Consider the following 6,495-nt stretch of genomic DNA (forward strand, 5'->3'; position numbering starts at 1 on the left):
CGTTTAAATATTTGAATGTCAGAAACTTAAATATACGAATTATTGCTATTTTTTACAAAGTTTATCTCAATTATTATCCCGAACTCAGGTTAAATAATTTATCTTCCGTTTAATGTAAAGAACTTATGGGCATCGGTTTATTTCTCATCATTTAAAGCTACGATTTCCAACTCCAGTTCTTCTTTGGCTATCTTTTTAGGATTGGCCACCTTTGCAATGGTAAGCCCCTGAACAATAATAGAAAAAACAACTACGCAATAAGTAATACTTAAAACAACTGTGCTGTATTCATTTTTCGGAATGGAAAGTGCCAACGCAATCGAAACACCTCCCCGAATTCCTCCCCAGACGAGTACTTTTACCGTCTGCGGACTGAACGTTCTTCGCATAAATTTGGTAGGTCCGTAAATGGAGATGACTCTCCCCAGCAATACGACTACAATGGCAGCAAGCCCCGGAATCATAAAGTGAGTGAGATCTTTTATCACCAAAAGCTCGAAGCCTATGAAAAGGAACAGAACTGCATTAAGAATTTCATCAATCAGTTCCCAGAACTTAATTAGGTAATCCTGAGTGATGGATTTCATTTTAAATTTAATATTAAAATTTCCCATGAACAAGCCCGCAGCAACCATCGTTAATGGTCCGGAAATATGCATCTGTCGGGCAATAAGATAACCACCCATTACCACAGACAATGTTACCAGTACAGAAATAATATAATCGTCTACCTCACGCATCAGCCTGGATGTTACCCATCCCAGAATAACTCCCAGGAGCAATCCGCCTCCTGCTTCTTTCAGCAGCAGCAGTCCGATACTTTCAACTCCGATATCAATTTTATTTCCGATAGCAAGCTGAAGGACAACCGTGAAGGTAACAACCGCTATACCGTCATTAAAGAGCGATTCTCCTGCAACTTTCGTTTCCAGGGATTTTGAAACCTTTGCCTGTTTCAGAATACTCAGAACCGCCACAGGATCCGTCGGTGAAATTAATGCGCCGAACAAAAGACAATAGATAAAAGGAAGCTCTATCCCGAGAAAAGGAAGGATATAAAACATTCCAAAACCCACCACAAAGGTAGAAATGACAACCCCTAAGGTTGAAAACAGAAGCACCGGAATAAGCTGTTCCTTAAGATCATCAATATTGATATGAATTCCTCCTGCAAAGAGAAGAAAATTCAGCATGGCCCCCATCAGGACTTCTGTAAAATCGATACTGCTCATGAGACTGTGGAGATGCCCAAATGTTCTTGGCAGCACAGTTTGACCAAATGAAACCAGAAATATAGAAACCACGATGGCAATCACCATAATCCCAATGGTGCTCGGAAGTTTCAGGAATCTGTAATTAAGGTATGAAAATATGGATGCTAAAACGATTAAAGCTGAGAACGAATAATATAATTCCACTAAGTTGTTTTTTTAATATATTTTAAAATTAGATCATCTTGATAATGTTTATGAAAATTTCACCGGAAGAAACTGATACTGTATTTTTTACAGATTAATATAAAGTACTTTAATATAAATCGTATTTCCTTCTTTTTGCCAAATGTCGAGCATTCCGTCCCGAGATGCTTTTGAACTGCGGGTATATTCTTGTCCGAGGTTTAAAATATTCAACAAAATATATTCATCCCCTACAGAATTCACCAAGTAAGCTGTTTTTTCAGATTTGCCATCTCCGGAACTTTTGATAGCATCTGTCAGTGTTCGGAATTGTCCGAAATGATGTATGAAATTACTTCCTTCCTTTTTAGAATCATATGCCCTCATCAGAATCAGCAGGACATCAAGATTGGTGGGGTCTTTTTCGTAGAGTAATTTTCCCTGTTTTATACATTCTTCAAAATTTCCGTTCTTAAAATCTTCTGCCAAGACTTTAAAATCGTCATCAAGGGTTGAAACCAAATCTTCCCTGAAATTCCTTCCATAGTAAAGATGCTGAGATTCTATGGTGTCCAGCGACTTCGGATAAGCCTTATATTTAAAAATCAGCTTATCATAATTGTAAGGAGATTTTTCGTTTTTAAGGTCTTTCCGGATGGTTTTCAGATCAATCTTTGGGGTTTGGCCAAAGCTGAATACCGAAGTCAGAAACAGTAAAAGGAACAGGTGATATTTCATTATTCTTTATGGTTGTTTTCTTCCTCGTCGTTATCAAAATATTCGAAAAGGAAATCGTTGTATGGGAATCTTGAAATATGGATCTTCATTACCTCATCGTAGATCATCTTTTTCATTTCCGGGAAGTTTTCTTTGGTGAGTGCCGAGATAAATACCGTAGGATATTTAGATTTTGCCATCCAGGTATTTTTCCATTCTTCCAGCGAGATATTCTTTTTCGTGGAAGGGGTAAGATCATCCTCATCTTTCTTCTCGTAGCTGAAATCATCAATTTTATTGAATACCATAATCATCGGCTTCTGATGTGCGTTAATCTCCATTAAAATCTGATTAACAGAATCGATATGATCTTCAAAACTTTCGTGAGAGATATCTACAACATGAATCAGAAGATCTGCTTCACGTACCTCATCCAATGTAGATTTAAACGATTCTACCAGCTGAGTCGGAAGCTTCCTGATAAATCCTACCGTATCGGTAAGCAGGAACGGAAGATTTCCGATCACTACTTTTCTTACGGTCGTATCTAACGTTGCAAACAGTTTATTTTCAGCAAAAACCTCCGATTTGGAGAGTGCATTCATCAACGTTGATTTTCCTACGTTGGTATATCCTACCAGCGCGGCTCTTACTACTTTTCCGCGGTTGTTTCTCTGGGTAGCCATCTGCTTGTCGATGGTTTTCAGTTTGTCTTTCAATAAAGAGATTCTGTCGCGGATGATACGTCTGTCGGTTTCAATTTCCGTTTCCCCGGGACCTCTCATTCCGATTCCCCCTTTCTGACGTTCAAGGTGAGTCCACATTCTCGTCAGGCGTGGCAGTAGGTATTGGTACTGAGCCAGCTCAACCTGTGTTCTTGCATAAGACGTTGTTGCGCGCTGGGCGAAAATATCGAGGATAAGGTTGGTTCTGTCAAGGATTTTCACTTCCATTTCTCTTTCCAGGTTTTTAAGCTGAGACGGGGAGAGTTCGTCGTCAAAAATGACAGTTCCTATTTCGTTTTCTTTTACGTATTCTTTAATTTCCTGTGCTTTCCCGCTTCCGATAAATGTTTTGGAATCCGGCTGCGTTAGTTTTTGAGTAAAGCGTTTGTCTACGGTAGCTCCTGCCGTGTAGGCCAAAAACTCCAGCTCATCCATATATTCCTGAAGTTTATCTTCATCCTGATGTTGTGTGACAACCCCTACCAGAACGCATTTCTCGTAATTGTGTTCTTTCTTTTCTAGCATTAAATTCTATCTGTATTTGTGAGATTTACAAGATACCATTTTTCATCAAAAAAACCAAGATGAATTTTCGTGGTACCGATTTATCACAGGTTGAATTTAAATTTTCATGAATTGCAAAAGCAGCCAGATGTTTCCTGTATTGAGGTGCTTTGTCTTTTAAGTTCAATTATTAATAAGTATAAATAGGACAAATATTTCCGAAGAATAAAAAAGAGGTTTAGCTGAAACGGATTCAATAAAAAAACAGGGGATCTTATACGACACCCTGCCTGTTAATGGTAATAGATAATCCGTTAGAGACAATTGATTTTACTCTGCCGGCTGCCACAGCTGAATTTTATTTCCTTCGATATCAAGGATGTGTACAAATTTTCCGTAATCGTAGGATTCAATTTCATCGACAATGACAACTCCTTGTTTTTTAAGCTCCTCTACTAAAGATTCCAGATCATCTACCCGGTAATTAATCATAAAATTTTTATCCGAAGGCTCAAAATAAGTACTGCTCTCCGGAAAAGGATTCCATTGGGTGATTCCTTTGTTGCCAGTATCTTTTTCAAGCCATTCAAAGCTTGTTCCATAAGGTGTAGTATCAAACCCGAGATGCGTTTTATACCATTCATTCACCGCGTTGGGGTCTTTACATTTAAAGAATACACCCCCGATTCCTGTTACTTTTTTCATTTTATTTTAAATTATTATTTCAATTTATGTGATATTTTTCAATGCTTTAACAGGTATGCAGAATTCCAGATCGAAATGATCCCAGTTGCAGATATTTTCTTTATCCACGAAAATCTCCATGGCATGCAAATGCCGACATTCATAATTACTGCCAGTCAGCCATACATCAAACATATAATTAATTCCTTTCCCCACTTCAGTAAGGTCTCCTGATATTTTGGTAACTGCATAGCGGCATTCTGGCAAAACAGTAACCTGCATATGCCCAATATCTTTGATATTGAAATGCTCAGGAAGGGTAATGCAGACTTCATATCGGTATTTTTCTTTCGGCGTAACTTCAGGATCATCTAAAGACATCCCGAAAATCGTTTCCGTATCGAAAAGGTTCTTCTCTTTTGCCCAGTCTACTATTTTCTTAAAAGCATTCAAAACAACTCCTTCTCTAAAAGCGTCTGTTACCCGGATATAAGCAATACTTCTTTGTGCAAATGCTCTGATCTCAACCGGAAATCGGTTTTCCAGTTCCTCTTCATTTATATTGCAATGATAAGTATTAACAGGATATAATGCTTTGCGGATCTTGCTATTTTTGATTTCAATACCATTTTTGTATTCGGTGGGACTGATTTCAAAGTATTGCCTGAATAACCTGGAGAACGAAGAAGTATCTGAAAAGCCGCATTCCAAAGAAATATCAGAAATTCTTTTCCCGGAAAATCTGAGGAGTCGTGCCGCCTTTTCCATGCGAATGCGGTTGGTGAAATTCTTAACGGTCTCTCCTGTTATGGCTACAAATATCCTGTGAAAATGAAAGGTGGAGAAAAACGTTACTGCTGCCAGCTCTTCCAGCGAAATATTTTTATCAACATTTGCATTGACATAGTCGATGGCTCTGTTAATGCGGTTAATATAAATGTCGTTTGACCGTTTCACTTCTTTGGTTTATAGAAAATTAATAATCCTGTCATTCAAATATAAAATTATTCCTGTGTATTTAATACGGGTTTTAATATAAATCAAAATGGTGACTGAGCGGAGCTGAAGCTAGCGCTTCTTCATTTATAAAGCGAGCTTTCGAGGTGGCCTCTGCTCTGCTATGTTACTAAGGACACAAGAAAGAATATGATGCACAAAACCGCAATATCTCTTGCTAGCATAGCGTTAATAACTACAATAGATTCTTCACTACGCTTCACTTTGTTCGGAATGACAAAGAGTATAGGAGAGGGTTGGAAAGTCGTATGACGATTGTTAGTTTATAACGGGAGTCTCGTATTGATAGTGGCTTTTAAGCCAAAAATAAAAAAACCATCAGTATTTGATGGTTTCATTATTTAAATCAATTATTTAAAATTAAAAATGTGTTCCGCTTGATGCAGGAGTCGTGGTTGCAAGATTATTGTAAGCTTCTCCGTTCTCTTTGATGATTCTTTTTCCGAATCTGTACTTCGGTCCCCAATAAGAATCGTTTAGTGAAGAGATCATTACACCTTTCGAAGTAGCTGCATGAATAAATTTAATTTCTCCGTTCTCATCTACACTTTCTACAATACCTACGTGAGAAATTCTTCTTCCGTGAGAAAAGAAAATCAGATCTCCTTTCTGTAAGTTTTCTTTATCTACTGTTTCACCTTCTTTAGACTGAGAGGCAGCTACTCTTGGTAAGCTAAGCCCTGCTGCCGCACCAAAAACTGAAAGAACAAACGCTGAACAATCGATTCCGTTTCTCGTCATCCCTCCGTATCGGTAAGGCGTTCCCAGATACGTCTGAGCTTCCGTTAAAATATTGTCGATGGTTTTATTGTGCATGATTGCTTTTGCAATCTCGGAATTTTTAATAGAGTTTTTAGCATTAGCTAAAGAAGCTGCCTTTTCGGCAAGAAATGAATTAATCAGTTGCTGCTTATCCTGCTCCATTTTGTTCATATCAATAGAGACAAGTTTGGCATCTGTTTTGTATTCTTTAGCGTAAGTTGCTGGTTTTGAAACTACGTAATTAGTAACACACGATTGTAACGATACTGTAGAAACTAAAGCAACTAGATAAAACAAAACTCTTTTCTTCATATATATTTGATTACCGTGTTAAAAGGAATAAGTATTTTTCAAAAGCATTACAAAAATATGTATTCCAGATAAAAGGACTCTGATATGATAATTACCAGACCTTGTTTTTAACACATTTTAACATATTATCTAAGTATGTTAAAAAAAAATAAACCGCAACCGCCTGTTTAGGGTTAGTTAGCGGTTTTTTTTATTAAGATTCTTTAACAAAATTAAATTGTAAATCATATACTTAATGTGGTATCCTGATTAATAACTCTAATTTTCAGGCATATATTAATATAACCTGAGTTCGGGATAATAATTGAGATAAACTTTGTAAAAAATAGCAATAATTCGTATATTTAAGTTTCTGACATTCAAATATTTAAACGATT

Annotated in this window: 6 protein-coding genes; all 6 read right to left on the bottom strand. The window is 37.1% G+C overall.

Annotated elements, in window-relative coordinates; all coding sequences use genetic code 11:
- Nucleotides 1–137: 137 nt before the first annotated feature.
- The 6 genes from BLR30_RS17385 to BLR30_RS17410 all read right to left on the bottom strand — a co-directional run bounded on the left by BLR30_RS17385 (nucleotide 138) and on the right by BLR30_RS17410 (nucleotide 6,118).
- The gene (locus BLR30_RS17385) at nucleotides 138–1,418 is read right to left on the bottom strand and encodes a cation:proton antiporter (RefSeq protein WP_089861622.1); all 1,281 of its coding nucleotides are present in this window, start codon (nucleotides 1,416–1,418) and stop codon (nucleotides 138–140) included.
- 87 nt (nucleotides 1,419–1,505) lie between these two features.
- A complete protein-coding gene (locus tag BLR30_RS17390) occupies nucleotides 1,506–2,135 on the bottom strand; it encodes a DUF4919 domain-containing protein (RefSeq protein ID WP_089861624.1) in 630 nt (209 codons plus the stop codon).
- Entirely contained in the window at nucleotides 2,135–3,364 is a 1,230-nt protein-coding gene (gene hflX, locus BLR30_RS17395) for a GTPase HflX (RefSeq protein ID WP_089861626.1), read from the bottom strand. The genes BLR30_RS17390 and hflX overlap by 1 nt, the downstream gene beginning before the upstream one ends.
- A 309-nt stretch (nucleotides 3,365–3,673) precedes the next feature.
- A complete protein-coding gene (locus tag BLR30_RS17400; RefSeq protein WP_089861627.1) occupies nucleotides 3,674–4,048 on the bottom strand; it encodes a VOC family protein in 375 nt (124 codons plus the stop codon).
- Between the two features lie 24 nt (nucleotides 4,049–4,072).
- Nucleotides 4,073–4,984 (bottom strand): AraC family transcriptional regulator, encoded by a 912-nt coding sequence (locus BLR30_RS17405; protein ID WP_089861629.1) that lies wholly within the window; start codon nucleotides 4,982–4,984, stop codon nucleotides 4,073–4,075.
- 420 nt (nucleotides 4,985–5,404) lie between these two features.
- Nucleotides 5,405–6,118 (bottom strand): C40 family peptidase, encoded by a 714-nt coding sequence (locus BLR30_RS17410; protein ID WP_089861631.1) that lies wholly within the window; start codon nucleotides 6,116–6,118, stop codon nucleotides 5,405–5,407.
- Nucleotides 6,119–6,495: the final 377 nt, after the last annotated feature.

Source organism: Chryseobacterium taeanense (assembly GCF_900099685.1).
GTDB classification, from domain to species: Bacteria; Bacteroidota; Bacteroidia; order Flavobacteriales; family Weeksellaceae; genus Chryseobacterium; species Chryseobacterium taeanense.